The sequence below is a fragment of the Nitrosomonas sp. PY1 genome (assembly GCF_022836435.1).
Taxonomy (GTDB): Bacteria; Pseudomonadota; Gammaproteobacteria; order Burkholderiales; family Nitrosomonadaceae; genus Nitrosomonas.
The window spans coordinates 2382121-2404008 of sequence record NZ_BQXC01000001.1 but is presented as its reverse complement, the minus strand read 5'-3'; the positions used below and the strand labels follow the sequence as shown (position 1 = coordinate 2404008).

The window sequence follows — 21888 nt, the reverse complement described above, 5'->3', positions numbered from 1 at the left end:
GGTAAGTTTGAACTATGGCTTGCAATAGTCGGTCATACGTTCATCGGAATAGTAATAGTTCGAAGTTTGTAAATTAATTGGAGGTTATTACGACATGAATCAACAATATTCAACAGTTGCGCGAAGAGCTACATCAGTTCTGGAAACCAATAAAGTACTACGCAATACCTATATGTTATTGGCTATGACGCTGTTATTTAGCGCTTTTACCGCTGCAGTTTCTATGTTTTTGAAAATGCCACCCATGACCTATTTGATTTCTGTGATTGGTGCAATGGTAATCGCTATGTTCATATTGCCACGCTTTGCTAACTCAACCGCAGGTATCGGAATTGTTTTTCTGGTTACCGGGCTACTTGGTTTCGGTTTAGGGCCTATATTGAGTCTGTATGCTGCATTACCTAACGGTTCTAATATTATTACAATGTCGCTAGCAGGTACCGGCGTAATATTCATCGGATTATCTGCTTATGCACTGATTTCTAAGAAAGATTTTAGTTTCCTGGGCGGCTTCCTGATGGTGGGTTTTTTAATGGTGCTATTAGCTGCGATAGCTAATATATTCCTACAAATACCTGCGATGTCATTAGCCATTTCCGCGGTAGTTATTATGATCATGAGCGGTTTTATTTTGTATGACACCAGTCGGATCGTTCAGGGCGGTGAAACCAATTATGTATTGGCAACGATCGGTCTTTATATGACCATCTTCAATATCTTTGTTAGCTTGCTACAAATACTTGGGATTATGGGCAACGATGACTGATCGTCAGTTGGTTTTAGCAATAAAAAAACCCGGGTTAACCCGGGTTTTTTTATTGAATATTTGCGAAAGGAAAGATCAACATGGAATGGATGCAAATTGTTTCGGCATTGGCATTGATTGTTTTTTTTGTGGTATTGCTTCCAGGGGCGATAGATAGAGTAAAAAATAGCCCTAAAGGAACCTCTTCCGACTGGATGAACTTTATTTTTATCATGTTGGTTATCATTGTATTCATCATGATGTTAATTAAGCTGGTATAGCTTGATCGCAAGGTGGCGACATGATTTACTCGCGTTTTTTGGGGTTATAGTAACGTCAGCTTAGGTTTTGATAGTCAGTTTGGATTGTTTAATTTCTGTGAATTCTGTTTCGATTTTTCATTGATGTGGTGTATTACCTCGGTTGCCGTAAGGTGCCGGTTATTATCGCCATCCCAGTTCGCATTAAATGGAAGTATGTTGAGTGTAGGTGTTGCGCTATCAATATGTTTTTGTAGAGTGATGTTCGAATTACTAACAGGTATAGCTACACCTCTTGGATTAAGAGTTGCCTCTCGCAGTAATGCCATATTGATTTTGATCCGTTTTCGATCAATGAGCTTCGCTTTCTGTGTCGTAGGCATGCGCGTCAAAGATGCATTAAGTAGCGTATTGTGATTGCGTTTGTCATCCTCCAAGGTCGGGTATACTTGAAGATAAAGTGTATGATCTCGCCAGCCGAGTAGACGGGGCTGATTAACGATACGAACGGGGGTGCCAACAGGAATTTCTTTAAAGATTTGTTTGATGTCTTCTGGATACATGCGTAGGCAACCGTGGCTGCCTCTTAAACCAATACTGGGAGGTTTGTTGGTGCCATGAATGGCATAACTTGGCCATCCCAGTCTTAAAACATGCGTTCCCATTGGATTATCGGGGCCTGGCTTAACAATGGCAGGAAGTGGGTCTCCATTCGCAGCATGTTCTTTACGGATGGATTCTGGGGGAATCCAAGAGGGATTAGCTTCCTTGGTAGTAATTTTTGTTAGGCCTTCCGGTGTTTTCCATTCGACACGACCGATACCAACCGGATGTGTAATGACTTTCTGCGATTTGCTAGATTTAGCTTTGGGAAAATAAAACAGACGCATGGCTGCAAGATTTATTACGACACCTTCTCGTGGTACATTGGGTAACACAAATTCAGTTGGAATAATAACGGGCGTGCCTTCACCGGGTAGCCATGGGTCTACATTAGGGTTTGCATGCAGAATTTCCTCTAACCCTAAATTAAAGCGCCGTGCTATATCAGAAAGTGTATCTTCTTCTTTGGCCTGAATAACCTGTAATCTTCCTATAACATCGTCATGAGTAGCGTCAAAAGTGAACTCATGAGTCGCCAAGGGCATTCGAGGCGACTGAGCTTGGTGTTGTGATTTTGTTTGCGGAGCGATAGGTAATCGAGATGCAGAAAAATAGCTTAGCGGTATCGTTTGGCAACCACTGAAAAGCACAAAAATGACGACTAAGAGGTATAGAGAGACAGAATGTAAAGAAACTGAAAGTATTTTATTTATCAAAGTCATGTATGCCTTAGACTGGTTAGATGGTACGCAGCGATTTAATGTACAAGGTTTTATGCTATCTCTCAATACCTTGGAAGTAATATGGCAATTTTTTCCAGAGGCTTGTTGTGTATTGATATGAAAGAACTGTTAAGACAATAGGTATCGAGCTATTTTACGATTCAGATGGTGCTATTGGAATTGCTGTAATTCAAGTTAATCCAATCGAAACCATTGTTCATATAAACTTAATAAATATCGCTATTGAAATGGTTTGGTGACATGGTTTTATGCAATCAGTGGCATGGTAGAATGCTATTTTTGAAGGCATCAGTCAGAGACTATCTATTGATTTTTCAGAACTTAGATTTTCGGATGATGTTTTTTTATTTTATATTTGATTTTTGATGATTGGTATTTCAACGTAATGGCAAATTTGGGTTTTATTGGTTTGGGAGTTATGGGTAAGCCGATGGCTGGGCATCTAATTAAAGCCGGACACAAATTGTTTTTGCATTCGCGTAGTGGCGTACCGGAGGATTTGATTCGCCAAGGTGGCCAATTAATGGCGTCACCCAAAGACGTGGCGGAGCGTTCGGAAATCGTTATTACCATGCTACCCGATACACGTGATGTTGAAATGGTTCTATTTGGTAACCGGGGTATTGCTGAAGGATTGCAATCTCGCAAAGATTCAGTCTGTACTGTAATCGATATGAGTTCGATTTCTCCTGTAGAGACACAAAAGTTTGCTCAAAAAATAAAAGCGCTAGGGCATGACTATGTCGATGCACCGGTTTCTGGCGGCGATATTGGCGCTAAAGACGCCACATTGACTATTATGGTGGGCTCCAGTGCAAAGACATTTGCTGCCGTTAAGCCGTTATTCGAGCTAATGGGTAAAACGATTACGCATGTCGGTGAAAATGGCGCTGGGCAAATTTGTAAAGTCGCTAATCAGATCTTGGTGTCGATAACTATTGCGGCAGTCGCCGAAGCGCTTTTATTTGCTTCCAAAGCAGGAGCTGACCCACATAAAGTACGCCAAGCGTTAATGGGTGGTTTTGCTGCTTCCAAAGCATTGGAAGTACATGGTGAACGCATGTTGAATCGCCACTTTGAACCGGGTTTTCGTGTTGAATTACATCATAAAGATCTGAATATCGCACTGGAAAGCGCATCGTCATTGGGAATGAGCTTGCCCAATACAGCTATGGTTCGTGAATTGTTTACTGGGTGTCTCGCGCATGGTGGAGCAAAATGGGATAATTCCGCAATAATAAAAATGCTGGAAATACTATCCAATCATGAAATCCGAAAGCCTTCGAAATAGTATTTATGTTACGTGAGCAATTGATTCGAGAACTACAAGCTATCTTGCCGGTTGAGTCGGTGCTATATGGGGATGAAGATCTTAGACCCTATGAGTGCGATGGCCTATCGGCTTATAGGCAATTGCCCCAGGTAGTGGTATTGCCGCATACGGAAGCGCAAATCATTCAAGTTTTACAACTGTGTCATGCGACCCAGACGCCAGTTGTTGCAAGAGGTGCTGGCACAGGTTTATCCGGAGGAGCTTTGCCGCATGCTTCTGGTGTATTGTTGTCTTTGACAAAATTGAATCAAATTCAATCGATTGATCCTTTGGCTAGGTTGGCTTATGTACAGCCGGGTGTTAGAAATCTTGCGATCAGTGAAGCGGCGAAACCTTATGGTTTGTATTATGCACCAGACCCATCTTCACAAATTGCATGCTCCATAGGTGGCAATGTAGCGGAAAATTCTGGCGGAGTGCATTGTTTGAAATATGGTTTGACTGTACATAATATTCTCAAATTACGGGTGTTGACTATTACTGGCGAGGTGCTGGAAATCGGTGGTGAGGGCTTGGACAGTCCCGGTTACGATTTGCTTGCGTTGATGACAGGTAGTGAGGGAATGCTTGGGATCGTTACGGAAATTGTTGTGAAATTGATCCCATTGCCACAAAAGGCCCAGTTGGTAATGGCGTCGTTCGACAGTGTGCATAAAGCAGCTCAGGCAGTGGCCGGTGTGATCGGTGCTGGAATAATTCCGGCGGGTATGGAAATGATGGATAAAATTACCATTCATGCGGTTGAGGAGTTTCTGCAAGTTGGCTACGATTTAAAAGCGGAAGCTATTTTGTTATGCGAATCGGATGGTAATGTTGAGGAAGTTGTGGATGAAATTGCGCGTATTCAGTTCATTATGCAACGGAGTGGCGCTATGCGAATCAGCACATCACAAAACGACCAGGAGCGATTGAATTTATGGGCAGGGCGAAAGGCAGCTTTTCCCGCGGCTGGGAGAATTTCTCCAGATTATTACTGCATGGATGGAACGATTCCACGTAAGCGATTGGCAGAAGTGCTACAAGGAATCGAGGAATTATCACAGGAGTATGGGCTGCGGTGCATGAATGTATTTCATGCGGGCGATGGTAATTTGCATCCATTGATTCTGTATGATGGAAATCAGTCAGGCGAATTGGAGAGGACCGAAGAATTCGGCGCCAAAATACTCGAAATGTGCATTCATGCAGGAGGCACCATTACGGGTGAACATGGCGTGGGGATAGAAAAAATCAGCCAAATGTGTACACAATTCGGCAGTGCTGAGTTGGAGATTTTTCACGCTGTCAAAGCTGCATTTGATCCGCTAGGATTGCTAAATCCTGGGAAAGCTGTTCCGACCCTGCATCGTTGTGCGGAGCTGGGAGCAATGCATGTGCATCAAGGCGAGAGCAAATTTGCTCATTTGCCGCGGTTTTAAAGGTCATTGATTCATGCAGGATGTTATCGATTCTTACCGAGAAACAATTCGGACTGCCGCCGAAAATAAAACGCCACTACACATCTGCGGTGGAAACACTAAACAATTTTATGGTAATACAGTATCCAGTCAGCCTACTATAACCTTGGATACAAAAACCTGTAACGGCATTGTCGATTATGATCCGGCTGAATTGGTGGTGACTGCGCGAGCAGGCACTCGTTTGAGCGAACTTGAAGCGGTATTGGAGCAACAGGGACAAATGTTGCCATTCGAACCACCGCATTTCGGTCAGTCTGCTACTCTGGGTGGTTGCGTTGCTGTTGGATTGTCTGGACCGAGACGAGCGACCACGGGTTCTGTGCGTGATTTTGTGCTGGGTGTCAGAATGCTTAACGGTAAGGGTGAGGATTTACGCTTTGGTGGGCAAGTCATGAAGAATGTCGCGGGTTACGATGTGTCTCGCTTGATGGTAGGGGCGATGGGGACGTTAGGCATGTTGTTGGAGATATCCTTGAAGGTGCTGCCAAAGCCTGCTGTTGAAATGACTGTATGTTTATCGGCTAGCGAGACCGCAGCGATTGACAAAATGAATCGATGGGCGGGGCAATCATTACCCATATCTGCAACTTGTTATCGAAACGGTAAATTTTTTTTTAGATTATCCGGCGTCGAATCAGCTGTAAAAGCAGCTTGGTTAAAGTTGGGTGGAGAAAAATTACAAGACGAGGAAGGTTCATTATTTTGGCGATCGATTCGTGAGCAGACCAGTGATTTTTTTCAAATAGATAAAAGTAAAAAATTGTGGCGCTTGTCAATTGCGTCCAATACGGCGCCTCTATTACTTACTGGTGAGCAATTGATGGAATGGAATGGCAGTCTGCGTTGGCTGGTATGTGATTCTGAAGGCGATGATCGGTTGATCTATCAAACTGCTGAAAATGCCGGTGGTCATGCAACTTTGTTTCGCGGTCACTCAGCAAGGAACGGCGTTTTTCATTCGCTCAGTCCGGCAATTTTGAAAATACATCGTGCATTAAAAGAAAAATTTGACCCAGCGGGAATCCTTAATCCCGGAAGATTCTATCCAGAGCTATAAATGCAAACAAAACTCGCTGATTTCATAAAGAACACACCGCAAGGTCAAGAAGCCGATGCAATATTACGTAGTTGCGTGCATTGCGGCTTTTGTCTTGCAACTTGCCCGACTTACCAAATTTTGGGTGATGAATTGGATAGTCCGCGTGGACGCATTTATCTGATTAAGCAGATGCTCGAAGGCCAGCCGGTAACAAAAAAAACACTTTCGCATTTGGATCGCTGTTTGACGTGCCGTGCCTGTGAAACTACTTGTCCATCAGGAGTACGTTATGGTGCTTTGGTAGACATCGGTCGCGGCGTTATTGAGAAGCAAGTCAAGCGAGACGTGCTTTCCAATGGGATGCGTTACGCATTGATGAAAATATTACCCAATCCACGATTATTTAATACTTTATTAAAGACTGCACAAATATTAGGCCCACTGCTACCCAGAAAATTGCAGAAAACTGTGCCTATCTCCTCGCGTTCAGATCATGCATGGCCTGTGACAAACCATGCGCGTAAGATGCTGATTCTGGATGGCTGTGTGCAACCCGCATTAGCTCCTAACATCAATATTGCTACGGCACGAGTGCTGGATTATCTAGGAATTACCTTAATAAAAGCGGATCAAGCGGGTTGTTGTGGTGCGGTGACCTATCATTTAAACGCACAGTTGGATGGTTTGGATTATATGCGGCGTAATATCGATGCATGGTGGCCTTGGGTGCAACAAAACGGCATTGAAGCTATCGTAACGAATGCCAGTGGTTGTGGAGTAACCATAAAAGAATATGGGCATATGTTACAGCATGATTCCGCTTATGCTCTGAAAGCGAAGGCTATTTCAGACATTTCTAGAGATATTAGTGAGGTAGTCTATCTTGAGTTAAAGAAATTGAAAGAGAAGTTTTCGGCACAATCGTTTCCAGATCATCAAAAAATGAAATTAGCTTTTCATTCACCTTGTACTTTGCAACATGGTATGCGGATTCATGGTATCGTCGAAGAGATAATGCGTGTTGCGGGATTTGAACTGTCATACGTTCCAGACGCGCATTTATGCTGCGGTTCGGCCGGTACTTATTCGATTCTACAACCACAGCTTTCAAAAAAATTGTTGAGCAATAAAGTAACCGCTCTAGAATCAGGACGACCTGAGGAAATCGCAACAGCCAATATTGGTTGCTTAATGCATTTACGTAAACAAGCGACACGACCGGTTAAGCATTGGATTGAATTGCTGGATGAAAGATTATCTATTGGCCGATAGCAGGTATTTTTGCTATAGGTTTTTGTTTCTGAAAAAGATTAAGCCGCTCGAAATTTTCATTTCGATATTCTTTTTTTTTTGGTATACAATCATCGGTTGATTTTGTTAGACAATATTTCACGTGCTTTGGTAATGTGTCATGAGTTTAGAAAAATTATACTGATGAGAGATTATTGTAAATTGGAGAATATAAATAAATGAAGTTAGTTTCGATAGACATAAAAGCTTGGGTAGTAAAAGTAGCGAGTGTTTTGTTAGTGCCTTCTTTTTTTGCATTGCCTGCTTATGCGCAATTGATGCTCGCGCATGAAGGCCACCACGATGCAGGCGGTTGTTCAATCAAAACCGGGGAGTTTCCTGTTACCTTCAGTGCTTATGAAATACCGGAAGGTGATTTGCCACCCATGCATTCATTTTGTGAGAATTTACCGAATCCTGGCAAGGTAAATTTGACCATTGAATTACCACATGAAGCACGAGATATTCCATTAGCAATTCGAGTCGTAAAAGAAGGGCATGGGGCACACGGTGCTAGCAAACAAAGTGACGGCGCTTCTTCTGATCAGAAGAAAGTGGATGATAAGGATCATGCGACGCATGAAGGAATGGATCATGGTTCGCATGTTGGTGATAAACATGCCGATCCGACACATGGTGCAAAGGAGCATGACAATTATTATCTGGCGCCTATGGTTCATAACTCCGGCATTATTGTAATTGCCACTAATCTGACCGAACGAGCAAAATACAATATTTTGTTGGAGAAAGATGATGGCTCTGGCAATATGAAAACAGTTGTGAGCATTCCTCTAAACGTTGGTAAAGGTGGAGGGCATGGCAGTCATGGTGGAGGTTTGGGCATGATGGAAATTGTTCTTGCGCTACTTGTGATTGGGGGCGGTGGTTACTACTACTTTGTATATCGAAAAAAAGCAACTCAGGCATCAGCTTGATTAATTTTTATCGTATCTAGGTTTGCTGTTTTTGCGTAGCGATGTATTATAGTAATGCTTGGAAAAAGTATAAGTACAAGAAGAAACGAATTAAGCGCCTTTTTTAGAAAAGGTTGGTAAGAAAATTAAAACCACAAAGGAGAGAAGATGGCTATGAAGTTATGGCTGAGGGCACAGGTGGTAATGTTAGGCTGTATGTTTGTTGGGTTAGTGCAAGCGAACAGCATGCCGAGTGTACCGAACGAGTTATTTGAGGCATTGAAGATAGACCGTGCGAAGGTAACGCCGAAGGAGTTGCATGAGGCGTTAGTGAAGCGTTACAAGGATCCGGAGCAAGGTGCTGGCAGGGGTACGCTAGCGCAATATTGGGAGCCGATACCGTATGGGATTTATTTAGATCCGGCGACATTTTACAAATCACCGACGACGAACAAAGAAGTAGCGAGCCGCAAGGAATGTGTGGAATGTCATGCGGACGAATCGCCGGTATGGGTGCAGGCATGGAAGCGCAGCAGTCATTCGAACTTAGACAAGATTCGGAATTTGAAACCGGAAGACCCGACCTATTACAAGAAAGGCAAGTTAGAAGATGTTGAGAAGAACTTGCGTTCGATGGGGCGACTGGGACAAGACGAGCAGCTGAAGGAAGTTGGTTGTATAGACTGTCACGTGGACATTGGTACGAAGAAAAAAGCGGACCATACCAAAGACATACGTATGCCGACGGCAGACGTGTGTGGTGTTTGTCACTTACAAGAATTTGCTGAGCGTGAATCGGAAAGAGACACGATGATATGGCCGCACGGTCAATGGCCGGATGGACGTCCATCGCATGCGCTGGACTATAAAGCGAACGTAGAGACGACGGTATGGGCTGCGATGCCGCAACGTGAAGTAGCGGAAGGCTGCTCTATGTGTCATACCAATCAAAACAAATGTGATTCTTGCCATACACGCCATGAGTTTTCAGCGGCTGAATCACGCAAACCGGAAGCTTGCGCGACCTGTCATAGTGGTGTAGACCATAACAACTGGGAAGCGTACTCGATGTCTAAGCACGGCAAGATGGTAGCGATGCTGGGAGACAAGTGGAACTGGGAAGTTCAACTGAAAGATGCATTTGCGGTAGGCAAGCAAAATGCGCCGACCTGTGCTTACTGCCACATGGAATATGAAGGTGAGTTCACGCACAATATGGTTAGGAAGATTCGCTGGGCGAACTATCCATTTGTGCCGGGTGTAGCTGAGAACATCAAAAGCGAATGGGCAGAGACTCGTTTAGACTCATGGGTTGTTACCTGTACGCAATGTCACTCAGAACGTTTTGCGCGTTCTTACCTTGAGTTGATGGACAAAGGCACTTTGGAAGGCTTGGCCAAATACCAAGAAGCCAATGATGTTGTGCACAAGCTATACGAAGAAGGCTTGTTGACGGGTCAGAAGACCAACCGTCCGGCACCTCCGCCACCAGAAAAAGAAGGCTATGCATACTTTGCCCAATTATTCTGGTCGAAAGGCAACAGTCCTGCGGCATTGGAACTGAAGGTATTGGAAATGCATGAAAATGATCTGGCTAAGATGCACGTAGGCCTAGCCCACGTGAATCCGGGTGGATGGACTTACACAGAAGGCTGGGGACCGATGAATCGTGCGTATGTTGAAATTCAAGATGCAAACACACGTATCCGCGAGATGATTGCCTTGCAAGAACGTGTTAAAAATCTTGAATCATCAAGCAAACGAAGCCTGTTAGACCTAGACGGCACGACCGAGAAGATTTCTCTGGGTGGTTTGGGAGGCGGTATGTTGCTAGCGGGCACATTGGCCTTAGTAGGCTGGCGTAAACGTAAACAAAGCGAACAAGTTTGATAGACGTGAACGCGACTGACCGCACGGGAAAAGCAGTGCGGTCGGGAGACAAATTTCTCCCGTCACTGGGGATTATTCTAGTGACGGGAGGTTTGCTTTTGCTGGGGTGGTTTTTTTATCTGTGGTTTAAACCGCTGCCAGTTTTTTACAGTTATGAACAGATACCCTTAGACCAAGGCGACAAGAAGCGGATATCGAAAATAGACCTGAGTAACTGGCCGGAACTAAAGCTAGAGCGATATCAAGTTAAGACAATCGATGTAGAAAAGCCGATTGCGGAAATGATAGTTGCTCGAAAGGGTAGCGATGCACCGGTATTACTGGACTGGAAAAACAACACCGCAGAGGTACTCTATAATTTAGAAAAGAAGCCCAGTGAGCTGATGGAGCTAGTGACAGTCATTGGCAAACATGCGGCGCCGGAATCACTGATACTATCCTGGTGGGACACAGCGCGGCAAATCAAACTTCTAACGGGCCGAGACACGCTGTTTACCGACCATTTAAACGAACCGCTGATACTGCCGTTACCGTGGCTTGAGCAAAGTAAGGCCATACAAGCCTACGAAGCGGCATTTTGGGGTAATACGACAGATTCGCAGGAACAAGAAAATTTCAAGCGGTTTAGTGCTGCTTTAGCGCTTCCTGCGCAACAGGGCATTCAGAAACTACGCGAACTGATTGGCCGTGACCGAGAAGCGTATCTGGTTATTCATGTCACCGACTTATACAAGCTGGGTCTCATGTACCCGGATAAAATTGGCGTTGCCTATAAGAACTTCCCATTGACTGGCAACATGCACGGCATGATCAATCACATGAAAGTGCAACTGAAAGAAAACGATTTCCACACCTATACACTCCAATCGTTAGCGGACGATGAAATTCGCGTATTCTTTTTAAGTGATGAAATGAGTAGTGAGACACTGATAGCGAGGCTATTGCCGTTTGTGGACAAAACGGCGCCGACTGAGCAAGACATTGCGCCAGTGGCCTACCAGCAAGGTGGTTATTGGGTTTACAAGATACCGTAAAGCGCTAAAAGGCAATTGAGGTCGCGACAAAATATTTACACAATCTGACGATAGCGTACAATACACGGCGTAGTGGCAAATAGAAAAATAGAATAAGACAGGCACAACAAGGAGGAAAGATGAAGCACACAGTGATATATGGTTTTGTTGTACTAGCGTTGAGCGCATTTTTTACTGGCACAGTACTAGCCGACACATTTGAAGGTCGTACCAAATGTAGTTCATGCCACAAATCGCAAGCCAAGTCATGGAAAGATACGGCGCATGCTAAGGCGATGGAATCGCTGAAGCCGGGCGCGCGCAAGGAAGCCAAAGTGAAAGCCAAGCTTGATCCGGAGAAAGACTATACACAAGATAAAGACTGTGTAGGTTGCCACGTAGATGGGTTTGGCAAGAAAGGTGGATACACCATTGAAGCTGCGAAGAAGCCACTTGCTGCGGTTGGCTGTGAATCCTGCCATGGACCGGGCAAGTCCTATCGTGGAGATCACCGTAAAGGTGGGCAAGCCTTTGAAAGCAAGGGTACCACCATGCAACGTAAGGTATTGGCTGATAAAGGACAAGACTTTCAGTTTGAAGAAGCATGTAGTGCATGCCATCTGAACTATGAAGGTTCACCGTGGAAAGGAGCGAAAGCGCCGTATACACCGTTTACACCGGAAGTTGACAAGAAATACACATTTGATTTTGACAAGATGGTGAAAGACGTGAAGGCGATGCACGAGCACTACAAATTGGACGGGACTTTTGTAGGAGAGCCTAAATTCAAGTTCCACGATGAATTCCAAGCGAATGCTAAGGAAAAGGTTGCGGACAAAAAAGATAAGAAAGGGAAAGAGTAATGACAGGATTACAGAAAGGTGCGATAGGTACGCTCCTGACAGGAGGACTGTTGGGGATAGTACTGGTTGCGGTAGTATTTGGAGGGGAAGCGGCGTTATCGACGGAAGAGTTTTGTACCAGCTGTCATTCGATGACGTACACGCAGAAGGAGTTGAAGGACTCGACGCATTATGGTGCATTGGGGGTAAATCCTGGATGTAAGGATTGTCACATACCGCAAGGATTCAAGAATTTCCACTTAGCGCTCTATACGCATGCGGTAGATGGTGCGAGAGAGTTATACTTGGAGTTGGTTAACGATTACTCGACGCTAGAGAAATTTAACGAACGTCGGTTGATCATGGCGCACGATGCGCGGATGAATCTGAAGAAATGGGACAGTGTGACTTGCCGAGATTGTCATAGGGACCCGAATCCACCTGGAGCGGACGCACAGGAAGCGCATAAGAAGTTGAAGACGGAAGGTGCGACGTGTATAGATTGTCATCAGAATTTGGTGCATGAAGAGGTAGCGAAGACGGACTTGAATGCGAGTTTAGCTGCGGGCAAGATGGTGTTGGCGAAAGAGGAAGAAGGTAGTGAGGGAGAGGAAGAAGAGGACGATGAGGAAGAAGAGTCCGAATCTGAAGAATCATCCGATTCGAGTACTGGTGACGCCGAATCGTCTGACGACGACAGCGATGATGAGGATGATGAAGAATAATTTAGTGTCATTCCCCTTACAGGATAAATAAATCGCCTGTGATCAATGGTCCTCGTAAGGCTTTACCAAAGCTTTACGAGGAATTGTTTTATAGCGCATACTAGAAACTGCATAATTCAGTAATCGATACCGATTAAAGTAGTCACTATTAATAAAAAACAATTCACACGGTCCGATGTTTTCTATCTGGACTACTTGCGTTTACTTCCCTGTTTTTTCTGTATATTCCCATTCCTGAGTTAATTAAGTAAGCACAAAAAATAATATTTATGTCATTCCAACATCTCGGTTTATCAAGCCATTTATTACAAGCCATTTCTGATCAAGGCTATATAAAGCCTACGCCCATTCAAGAGCGCGCAATACCGATTATATTAAGTGGGAAAGACGTGATGGGGGGAGCCCAAACGGGAACAGGAAAAACTGCTGGCTTTGTTCTACCAACCCTACAAAAGCTGGAAATTCATGCCAATAGCAGCACATCCCCCGCAAAACATCCGATTCGTGCTCTGATTCTTGTTCCAACGAGAGAACTTGCAGTACAAGTTTACGATAGTATCAAAGTCTATGGAAAGTACTTGTCATTGAGATCAGCGGTTATCTACGGTGGCGTGGGTATTGATTCACAAATAAGCGCATTGCGATCAGGTGTTGAGATTCTTGTCGCGACGCCCGGGCGTTTATTGGATCACATTCAGCAAAAAAACATTGCACTCAACAAAGTTGAAGTATTCATTTTGGACGAAGCTGATCGAATGCTTGATATGGGGTTTATGCCTGACATCAAGCAAGTTATTCAATTGCTGCCCAATCAGCGACAAAACTTAATGTTCTCGGCGACATTTTCTGAAGAGATTAAAAAGCTTGCTAACAAAATTCTTATCGAACCCGTTTTGGTTGAGGTTGCGAAGCAAAACACCACCAATGAGCTGATTACTCATATTGTTTATCCGGTTGAATCCGGAATGAAAAAGGCGCTGCTGAAATTTTTAATTGAGAGTAGGGAATTAAGCCAAGTGCTGGTTTTTACCAAGACAAAGAGAAATGCAGACCTCCTGACTAAGTATTTGAATAATTCCGGTATTACAAGCTTGGCGATACATGGCGATCGCAATCAATTACAACGTATGCAAGCTTTGAATAGCTTTAAGGAAGGCCAAGTCAGAGTATTAGTTGCAACGGATGTGGCTGCAAGGGGCATTGATATTGATGCATTAGCTTGTGTAATTAATTTTGAATTGCCGAAAAATCCGGAAGACTATATACACCGAATTGGTCGCACAGGTCGTGCAGGCACTAAAGGATACGCGATTTCTTTGGTCAGTAAGGAAGACAATAATGAACTGGCCGGTATTGAGAAGCTTCTTAATACAACAATTCATAAAGAAAAAGTCATCGGATTTGAAACCGATCAGAGCGTATCAACTCAGAGTACTTCATCAGAGAACCAGTCTAAGAATAAATCTTCTAAAAGTACAAGAAGTATTGCATCGAATGCTGTTCGTGCAAAATCAGATGGCTTATCGCGGCAAGATAATTCTCGTAATTCAATGAATCGGGAAAGATCACCTCGAAAAAGACCTGAAACGCATACCAGAAAGAACAGCGATGACGCACTTTTTACCCAGCCGTATGTTCCAAAAATTTCTGGAACTAAATCCACAGAGAATAGTGAATCGACAGAGAAACCACACAAACACTTTAATAGGCCTATTCCAGCCTTACTGATTTCAAGGGGAGTGAATAAAGAACGAAGCTAAATGCTCTAATTTCCCACAACTAAGAAAAGAAGTCGTGCAGTGGGCTACATAGATTCACAAAAGCTCACGAAATAAGAGGTCGTAATAGATCAGCTTAATTTCTCAATATTTTTAGTTGATGTTTAGGTGTTTCATAATTAAACCTGAACTTATATTCTTTAAGAAAAATGCAAATAATTCTTAAGGAATTACATTGTAGTTGCAAAGGTGTGTATGATCGAGAAAAAATCGATGAAGTAGATACCAAATAGTGCGCCAACTTTGCGACTTCAATTCATATATGGGTACAGAGTTTTCAACTTTCGTTCTAGATCAAGCTTCGATTGATTCACAGTGTCAACAGTGGATGCGCTTTGTCACCAAGTGGCGTGGTTTTTGGCAAATTTGTGATGAGAAAGCACAGAGGATCAACAGAAGGAATCGCATCTGGCTCTGTCAATTTCACGCTATTAAAATCCCGTTCCCGTCGTTGACTACTCAACAAACCTTTGGCTGCTTGCAAACCAAGGTCACAGCTCTTAAGGTCAAGTACACTGTTATCCGCAAAGCCAATGCCGCATTACTATCTGGAGTTGAAGTTGTCCCCTTTGGACGGACACATTATGTTCTGTTTAAAGGAGAAGAAATATGACGCAAAACTACAAACCTGCTTACCCGGCTGAGTTTCGCCAGCAGATGGTGGAATTGGTAGCATTAGGCAAATGCCCCAAGCAATTATCCAAGGAATTTGGTTGCCATTACACGTCGATACAAACCTGGTGTCGAGCAGCAGGTGTACCAATTAATCAAGGCAAATCGGGCGCAATTTCCGGCACGCATTTTATGTGAAACACTTGGTGTATCGCACAGCGGTTACTATGACTGGGCAAAACGCACACCCAGCCGAAGGGTCATTGCTAACTCCCGATTGATCAGTCAGATCATGACGATATACCGAACGAGCGATTGTACGTATGGTCGCCCTCGCATTACCGTTGAATTGGCCGATCGTGAAATCAAGGTCAATCACAAGCGCGTAGGCAGGTTGATGCGTGAAACTGGAATTAAAGAGGTAAGTCGCAGGCGCGGTTTTGTAACCACGACTCATCGGAATAAACGTGACCGCCCTGCACCGGATCTGGTGCAACGTCATTTCAAGGCAACTAGCATCAACCAACTATGGGTTGCGGACATGACTTACATTCCTACCTGGGCAGGGTTCTTGTATTTGGCCGTGATCATTGATGTATTCAGCCGTAAGGTAGTGGGCTGGTCTTTCGGTGAAACCATGACAGCAAACCTAGTGATCAGTGCTTTGAATATGGCGCTAATCACCCGGAAACCGGGCAAAGTGATTCACCACAGCGATCAGGGCAGTCAATACACCAGCGTTGAGTTTGGCAAACGATGCAGGGAAATGGGCGTGCGTCCTTCGATGGGTAGTATAGGCGATGCCTACGATAACGCAATGGCTGAGAGCTTTTTTGCTTCCCTGGAATGTGAACTGGTTGACAGGCGTTCCTGGAAAAACAAAACTGAAGCAAGGCTGGCCATATTTACCTGGATCGAGTCCTGGTACAACCCCATTCGCAGGCATTCTGGGCTGGGATACTTATCACCGAACAATTTTGAGAGGAAACTGAATGAGAATGATCAAATCGCAATAAACTTTAACCCGCTTTCATAAGTCGAGACTTTCTCGGCTCCATGAAAAAACTGTCCGTCAAAATGGGACAACTCCAACTCCAGAATCCGGCTTATCTGCGCGTTTTCCAAAAGACGCAATGCAGTTGCTGTTCACCATCTTGGGCGACCAATCATTGGGGTTATCACCAGAAGAACTGCGCCAATGCCTTGATGCCATCATTCGGGAGGCGCCGGATTTGAGCCAAGATCATAGATTTAGAAGGGTGGATGAATTTGCGCGAAGACTTGAAATATGAACGAGGCCAATCTTGTCTGCACTTCAATTTCGTAATAAGCCGCGTTGAATATCCTCATTTAGTCGTAACGCACCTATCCGAACGATAGTAAAATAGCGATCCCCTTATTCGATCTGTATGCTACTTATTAAGTTTTGAAGTTGCGGAACGGGATTGTTAGGTTACAAAATAAACAGTCAGTATTTTCTGTTGGCCTTGATTTTATTCAGTTAAGGAATTAATGTATGCAGTACTTACGAGTTGAATTTCATTACTCGCTATTATTACGCCTTGCTTGCTGCATATTGTTGCTGGGGAGTCCTTGCTTATTGAAAGCGTTTGCTTTAGATAGCAAAATGCTGCAACAAAAACTATCTACAGAAACGCACGTTAATTCAGTAGACAAAAATGATGCGACTGATTTGCTACGTTTTTATAAAGCGCGTAATTTTCAACCGGTCTGGTTTTTATATGAAAAAGCATCACCTCAATTAGAAAGCATACTGGAATTTATTGGAAATATAGATAACGAGGGATTGGATAGCCGTGATTATCAATTGCCAAAGCTGCTGCTATTGAAAGAACAAGTGGAACATGCTTCTTCAGAAGCGCTCACATTAGAGTTACAAACAACGCAATCAATCCTGATATTGGCAAAAGATTTGGCGCGTGGTCGACTGATCGCGAGCGATGCCGATCCGGATTGGCATATTCCTCAACCTGCATTTGATGCGGTGGGTTTTTTGCAGAAAGCGCTTCAATCTGATCTAATCTCAGCATTAAATGCCTTGATTCCGCAGCATCCGAGCTATCAGCGATTCAAACAAACGTTAATTCACTATCGTCAGATTAGCAATAATGTAGATTGGGTAAAGATTCCTAATATCCCACCTTTACGTCCGAACGCAACTGATCAAGTGGTTGCATTGCTACGCCAAAGAATTGCGCAAATGTATGCGGTTGATGGAAATGAAGCCTACAATGTGGAATCTAGTGACAGTCTTGTTTACGACGAAGGATTGGTCAATGCGATCAGAGCATTTCAAATTCAGCATAGCTTGAATGCGGATGGCGTGATTGGAAAAAATACTTTAAAAGCACTAAATCTATCGCTGGAGTGGAGAATTCGCCAATTGCGCATGAGTATGGAGCGTTTGCGATGGCTACCGAGAAACTTAGGAAATCGTCATATTTTAGTCAATCTTGCTGGTTTTAGGTTGACTGCGGTCGAGCAGGATAAATCGCTGCTAGACATGCGCATCATTGTTGGAATGGGTTATCGTTCTACACCAAGCTTCAAGAGCGCCATGTCACATATGGTCGTAAATCCATACTGGACTGTTCCTGCAAAGATTGCGCAAAAAGATTTATTGCCAAAACAACAAAAAGACCCTACGTTTTTTACTGCATCGCACTTTAAAGTGTATACCAGTTATGATCGCAATGCTGAACCTATTGATCCAGCATCGGTTGATTGGCATTCGCTGAGAAATTTTCCTTTCTTGCTGCGGCAGCAACCTGGGAAAAATAACGCATTAGGTCGAGTAAAATTCATGTTTCCAAATTCATTTGCTATCTATTTGCATGACACGCCATCAAAATCCTTGTTTCAGAAGGATATTCGTACTTTTAGCTCTGGTTGTATTCGACTCGAAAAACCATTCGAGTTGGCTGCTTTTGTACTCGGGAGAGAAGAATTGCCAGAAGATTTTATGACCAAATTGGAGGAAGGCAAAACTACCACTATACATTTACCTAAACAATTACCTATTTACTTGGTGTATATTACGGCCTGGGTGGACGAGCAGCAAAGCGTGCACTTTTCACCCGACATATACGATCGGGATATGCGAGCACTGCGTTATGCCGGCTGGTAAATAGTTCTTACAGATCAGTTGTATTTTTTGGGAGAAAATATACGATGCCGATCCAAACAGACTTGGATTTAAATGTTTCAAATCAAAATCACGAGGTGCAGAGCCGCCGTCGCTTATTAAAAGCAGGCTTGGGTGCTTGTACGATGCTCGCACTGTCCATGGCAGCACCCGTTGTTAGCGCCAATTTCAATCGTAAGCCCTTTGAGAAAAAGATCAGCTTGCTCAATTTGCATACTGGAGAGAGAGTTCATTCTGTTTTCTGGGCTAATGGACATTATGTTGCTGACTCATTACGTAGTATCTATAAAGTGCTGCGCGATCATCGTACCGGCGACCGTGTGCCGATCGACTTAGATTTGTTGGATACGTTGTATATATTGCAACGCAAACTGCAAACTAAACAAGAGTTTCATGTGATTTCCGCTTATCGGTCAATGCAGACGAATCAAATGCTCGCAGCGCAAAGCGGTGGCGTGGCGAAATCGAGTCTGCACACACTTGGCAAAGCGATTGATATTCGCTTGCCAGGTCACCGTTTGAATAACGTGCATAAAGCCGCACTGGGTTTGCAAATGGGGGGGGTTGGTTACTACCCCGGATCCAATTTTATACATATCGATACCGGTCGAATTAGGTTCTGGCAGGGTTAAGCTTTAATCTTATTTAACACCATACGTATCGCGATAACGCCTTATTGCATGTAAGTGATGCGTATGATTTTTATCATTTGGTAGATATTCAATCAAATGATCGAGATTAATAATCGAAGCAACCGGTATTCCGAATGCTTTGTGGACTTCCTGCACGGCTGACAATTGTTCCGTGCCACGTTCCATGCGATCCAGTGCAATCATGACGCCGCTTGGTAGTGCATTGGCTGCGCGAATCAAATCTACTGACTCACGTACCGAGGTACCTGCTGAAATAACATCGTCAACAATGAGTACTTGTCCAACGAGCGGTGCACCGATTAGTGCGCCACCTTCGCCATGATCTTTAGTTTCTTTGCGATTAAAGCAGTAAGGGTAATTATGTTCCATGCTGGATAATGCTACTGCAATTGTGCTTACTAGTGGAATGCCTTTGTATGCAGGACCAAATAACATATCAAACGGTAACGCTGCAGCGAGGATTGCTTTCGCGTAGAATTCTCCTAATAAACGCAATGAGTCACCATCATTAAATAATCCCAAGTTGAAGAAATAGGGTGACAGCCGCCCCGCCTTGGTTTTAAATTCGCCAAAGCGGAGTACATTGCGGTCAATGGAAAATTGTATGAATGCTTTCTGGAAGTCCAACATACTTGAATCAGCTATAAAATAGAGTGCAAATTATAACGCTTAACCTGAACGGAATTCGTGCGGCCACAAAAAAAGGTTTTCTATCTTGGCTGGTAGAGCAATCGGCGGACATCGTATGTGTGCAAGAATTAAAAGCACAAGCACCGGATCTGGTTGAAGATATACTCGAGCCGAACGGCTATTACGGTTATTTTCACTGTGCAGAACAAAAAGGATATAGCGGTGTTGGCATCTACTCTCGTATCCAGCCAGATCGCGTCATAGAAGGTGTTGGGATTGCTGAGATTGATGTCGAGGGTCGCTTTCTTCAGGCAACTTATGATCAATTAAGTATTATTTCGTTATATCTTCCTTCAGGTTCTAGTGGTGAACATCGCCAGGCAGCAAAATTTTTCTTTATGGAGAAATTCTTTCCGATTCTAAAAATACTGAGAGATAGCGGACAAGAGATTATCTTATGCGGGGATTGGAATATTGCACATCAGGAAATCGATTTGAAAAATTGGCGTACAAACCAGAAAAACTCCGGTTTCTTGCCGGAGGAGCGAATGTGGTTATCCAAGGTATTGAATGAATTAGGTTTTGTCGATGTATTTCGCTTGCTGAATAACGAACCGAATCAATATACTTGGTGGTCAAATCGTGGACAAGCTTGGGCAAATAATGTGGGGTGGCGCATTGATTATCAAATTGCCACACCAGGGATCGCGAGCAAAGCGCAAAAGGTGTCGATCTATAAAACAGAACGCTTCTCTGACCATGCGCCCTTAATCATTGACTACAATCATACGATATGATGAACAATGAACTCTGGTGAAATTTCCAATTGGTCGAGTGCGTTGCGTATCTATGGGCATCCACGTGTGCTTGGTATGCTGTCGCTGGGATTTTCAGCTGGATTGCCATTACTGTTGATTCTTGGAACGCTCTCATTTTGGTTGCGTGAGGCGGGTATTGATCGTGCTACGATTGGCCATTTGAGTTGGATCGGTTTAGCGTACAGTTTCAAATGGCTTTGGTCACCATTGGTTGATCGTATGCCATTGCCGATTTTAACGCGACTTCTCGGGCGTCGGCGCGCTTGGTTGCTGCTATCGCAGGTTGTTATCACGATTGCTTTGGTAGGAATGGCTTTTACCGATCCACTATTAAATTTGACGCAGTTGGTATTTTTTGCGTTGGCGGTTGCTTTTGCATCAGCAACGCAAGATATTGCATTGGATGCTTATCGTATTGAAGCCGTTGCCCTTGAATTGCAAGGCGCTATGGCTGCCACGTATCAAGCTGGTTACCGAGTTGCGATGATCCTGGCGTCGGCAGGAGTATTGTGGATAGCTGCAGCAATAGATTTATCCGAAGCAACTTACGAGCATTTACCATGGCAAATTGCGTATCTTGTTATGGCTTGCAGCATGATGATCGGTATTGTCACAACATTTGTCATCCGTGAGCCCCAAGTACCTTACAACGATCAAATCTCTCAAAATGAAGAGTTTGCGCTACAAGCAGTGGCAAAATGGAATCTTTCCCCGCAAATCAAGCGATTGTTGGCATGGCTCTATAGTGCACTCATTGCGCCTTTCAGGGATTTTATCGTACATCATGGTCAGCAGGCTTTGCTGATTTTGGCGTTGATCGCAGTTTATCGGATATCGGATGTAGTGATGGGGGTGATGAGTAATCCATTTTACGTCGATATGGGATATACAAAAGAAGAAGTTGCTACCATTTCAAAAGTGTATGGTGTGATTATGACCATTGCTGGGGCGGCTATTGGCGGAGTATTGACGGCAAAAATTGGTATTATGCGTACCTTGTTTTTAGGTGCTGTATTATCGGCAGTTACCAATTTATTATTTGTTTGGTTAGCGAGACAAGGCCATGACGTCAGTGGTTTAATTTTTACCATTTCGGCAGACAATTTATCGGCTGGGATTGCCTCCAGTGCTTTTATTGCTTATTTATCTGGTTTGACCAACTCTGCTTATTCAGCAACGCAATATGCTTTGTTCAGCTCGGTCATGTTGCTACTGCCTAAATTTATTGCGGGTTTTAGTGGACAATTCGTGGATGCTTATGGCTATGAAAGCTTTTTCATTACTACCGCGATATTGGGATTACCTGTTTTGATGTTGGTGTGGCTTGCCGGACAAGCAAGATTTGACAAAGTTAGTGAGTAATCTAGTGTTTGA

20 protein-coding genes and 1 pseudogene are annotated in these 21888 nt (G+C 43.8%); 19 read left to right on the top strand and 2 right to left on the bottom strand.

The annotated features are described in order from the left end of the window. The first annotated feature begins 94 nt into the window (after window positions 1–94). Both W03_RS11160 and W03_RS11155 read left to right on the top strand, forming a co-directional pair. Window positions 95–766, top strand: coding sequence for a Bax inhibitor-1/YccA family protein (locus tag W03_RS11160; RefSeq protein ID WP_244073338.1), 672 nt, complete (start codon window positions 95–97; stop codon window positions 764–766). 80 nt (window positions 767–846) lie between these two features. Continuing rightward, window positions 847–1026 (top strand): hypothetical protein, encoded by a 180-nt coding sequence (locus tag W03_RS11155; RefSeq protein WP_244073336.1) that lies wholly within the window; start codon window positions 847–849, stop codon window positions 1024–1026. 74 nt (window positions 1027–1100) lie between these two features. Here the strand turns inward: W03_RS11155 and W03_RS11150 are convergent, their stop codons facing one another. Beyond that, window positions 1101–2330: a L,D-transpeptidase family protein gene (locus W03_RS11150; protein WP_244073335.1), complete on the bottom strand. Its 1230-nt coding sequence runs from the start codon at window positions 2328–2330 to the stop codon at window positions 1101–1103. 406 nt (window positions 2331–2736) lie between these two features. Here W03_RS11150 and W03_RS11145 point away from each other — a divergent pair, with 406 nt between their 5' ends. The 15 genes and pseudogenes from W03_RS11145 to W03_RS11075 all read left to right on the top strand — a co-directional run bounded on the left by W03_RS11145 (window position 2737) and on the right by W03_RS11075 (window position 19045). After that, window positions 2737–3642 (top strand): 2-hydroxy-3-oxopropionate reductase, encoded by a 906-nt coding sequence (locus W03_RS11145; protein ID WP_244073327.1) that lies wholly within the window; start codon window positions 2737–2739, stop codon window positions 3640–3642. 5 nt (window positions 3643–3647) lie between these two features. Then, the gene (locus W03_RS11140; RefSeq protein WP_244073326.1) at window positions 3648–5102 is read left to right on the top strand and encodes an FAD-linked oxidase C-terminal domain-containing protein; all 1455 of its coding nucleotides are present in this window, start codon (window positions 3648–3650) and stop codon (window positions 5100–5102) included. Window positions 5103–5115: 13 nt separating this feature from the next. Further along, on the top strand, window positions 5116–6201 hold the full coding sequence (gene glcE, locus W03_RS11135) for a glycolate oxidase subunit GlcE (RefSeq protein ID WP_244073324.1): 1086 nt from the start codon (window positions 5116–5118) through the stop codon (window positions 6199–6201). Next, a complete protein-coding gene (glcF, locus tag W03_RS11130) occupies window positions 6202–7455 on the top strand; it encodes a glycolate oxidase subunit GlcF (RefSeq protein ID WP_244073322.1) in 1254 nt (417 codons plus the stop codon). It abuts the gene before it with no gap. Between the two features lie 197 nt (window positions 7456–7652). Then, the gene (locus tag W03_RS11125; RefSeq protein WP_244073320.1) at window positions 7653–8408 is read left to right on the top strand and encodes a hypothetical protein; all 756 of its coding nucleotides are present in this window, start codon (window positions 7653–7655) and stop codon (window positions 8406–8408) included. Between the two features lie 147 nt (window positions 8409–8555). Continuing rightward, window positions 8556–10277 (top strand): multiheme c-type cytochrome, encoded by a 1722-nt coding sequence (locus W03_RS11120; RefSeq protein WP_309296089.1) that lies wholly within the window; start codon window positions 8556–8558, stop codon window positions 10275–10277. Between the two features lie 5 nt (window positions 10278–10282). Beyond that, the gene (gene haoB / locus W03_RS11115) at window positions 10283–11311 is read left to right on the top strand and encodes a hydroxylamine oxidation protein HaoB (RefSeq protein WP_244072301.1); all 1029 of its coding nucleotides are present in this window, start codon (window positions 10283–10285) and stop codon (window positions 11309–11311) included. A gap of 119 nt (window positions 11312–11430) precedes the next feature. After that, entirely contained in the window at window positions 11431–12153 is a 723-nt protein-coding gene (gene cycA / locus W03_RS11110) for a cytochrome c-550 CycA (RefSeq protein ID WP_244072300.1), read from the top strand. Then, entirely contained in the window at window positions 12153–12857 is a 705-nt protein-coding gene (locus W03_RS11105; protein WP_244072608.1) for a NapC/NirT family cytochrome c, read from the top strand. The genes cycA and W03_RS11105 overlap by 1 nt, the downstream gene beginning before the upstream one ends. Window positions 12858–13126: 269 nt before the next feature. Then, window positions 13127–14617 carry a DEAD/DEAH box helicase gene (locus W03_RS11100; protein ID WP_244073319.1) on the top strand — a complete coding sequence of 497 codons (1491 nt, stop codon included), beginning with the start codon at window positions 13127–13129 and terminating at the stop codon, window positions 14615–14617. 280 nt (window positions 14618–14897) lie between these two features. Then, entirely contained in the window at window positions 14898–15248 is a 351-nt protein-coding gene (locus W03_RS11095) for a hypothetical protein (RefSeq protein WP_244073317.1), read from the top strand. Further along, window positions 15245–16283: pseudogene (locus W03_RS11090) on the top strand (IS3 family transposase). Before W03_RS11095 ends, W03_RS11090 begins: the two are co-directional and overlap by 4 nt. Window positions 16284–16380: 97 nt before the next feature. Further along, window positions 16381–16539 (top strand): hypothetical protein, encoded by a 159-nt coding sequence (locus W03_RS11085; RefSeq protein ID WP_244073315.1) that lies wholly within the window; start codon window positions 16381–16383, stop codon window positions 16537–16539. Window positions 16540–16763: 224 nt separating this feature from the next. After that, window positions 16764–18395 (top strand): murein L,D-transpeptidase, encoded by a 1632-nt coding sequence (locus W03_RS11080; protein WP_244073313.1) that lies wholly within the window; start codon window positions 16764–16766, stop codon window positions 18393–18395. A 44-nt stretch (window positions 18396–18439) separates the two neighbouring features. Continuing rightward, window positions 18440–19045 carry a DUF882 domain-containing protein gene (locus W03_RS11075; RefSeq protein ID WP_244073311.1) on the top strand — a complete coding sequence of 202 codons (606 nt, stop codon included), beginning with the start codon at window positions 18440–18442 and terminating at the stop codon, window positions 19043–19045. A 9-nt stretch (window positions 19046–19054) separates the two neighbouring features. Here W03_RS11075 and pyrE read toward each other — a convergent pair whose 3' ends face one another. Continuing rightward, the gene (gene pyrE / locus W03_RS11070) at window positions 19055–19696 is read right to left on the bottom strand and encodes an orotate phosphoribosyltransferase (protein WP_244073309.1); all 642 of its coding nucleotides are present in this window, start codon (window positions 19694–19696) and stop codon (window positions 19055–19057) included. A gap of 23 nt (window positions 19697–19719) precedes the next feature. Between pyrE and W03_RS11065 the strand changes: the two genes are divergently transcribed. Both W03_RS11065 and W03_RS11060 read left to right on the top strand, forming a co-directional pair. Next, on the top strand, window positions 19720–20493 hold the full coding sequence (locus tag W03_RS11065) for an exodeoxyribonuclease III (RefSeq protein ID WP_244073308.1): 774 nt from the start codon (window positions 19720–19722) through the stop codon (window positions 20491–20493). Window positions 20494–20499: 6 nt separating this feature from the next. Further along, a complete protein-coding gene (locus tag W03_RS11060) occupies window positions 20500–21876 on the top strand; it encodes an MFS transporter (protein WP_244073306.1) in 1377 nt (458 codons plus the stop codon). The last annotated feature ends 12 nt before the right edge of the window (window positions 21877–21888 follow it).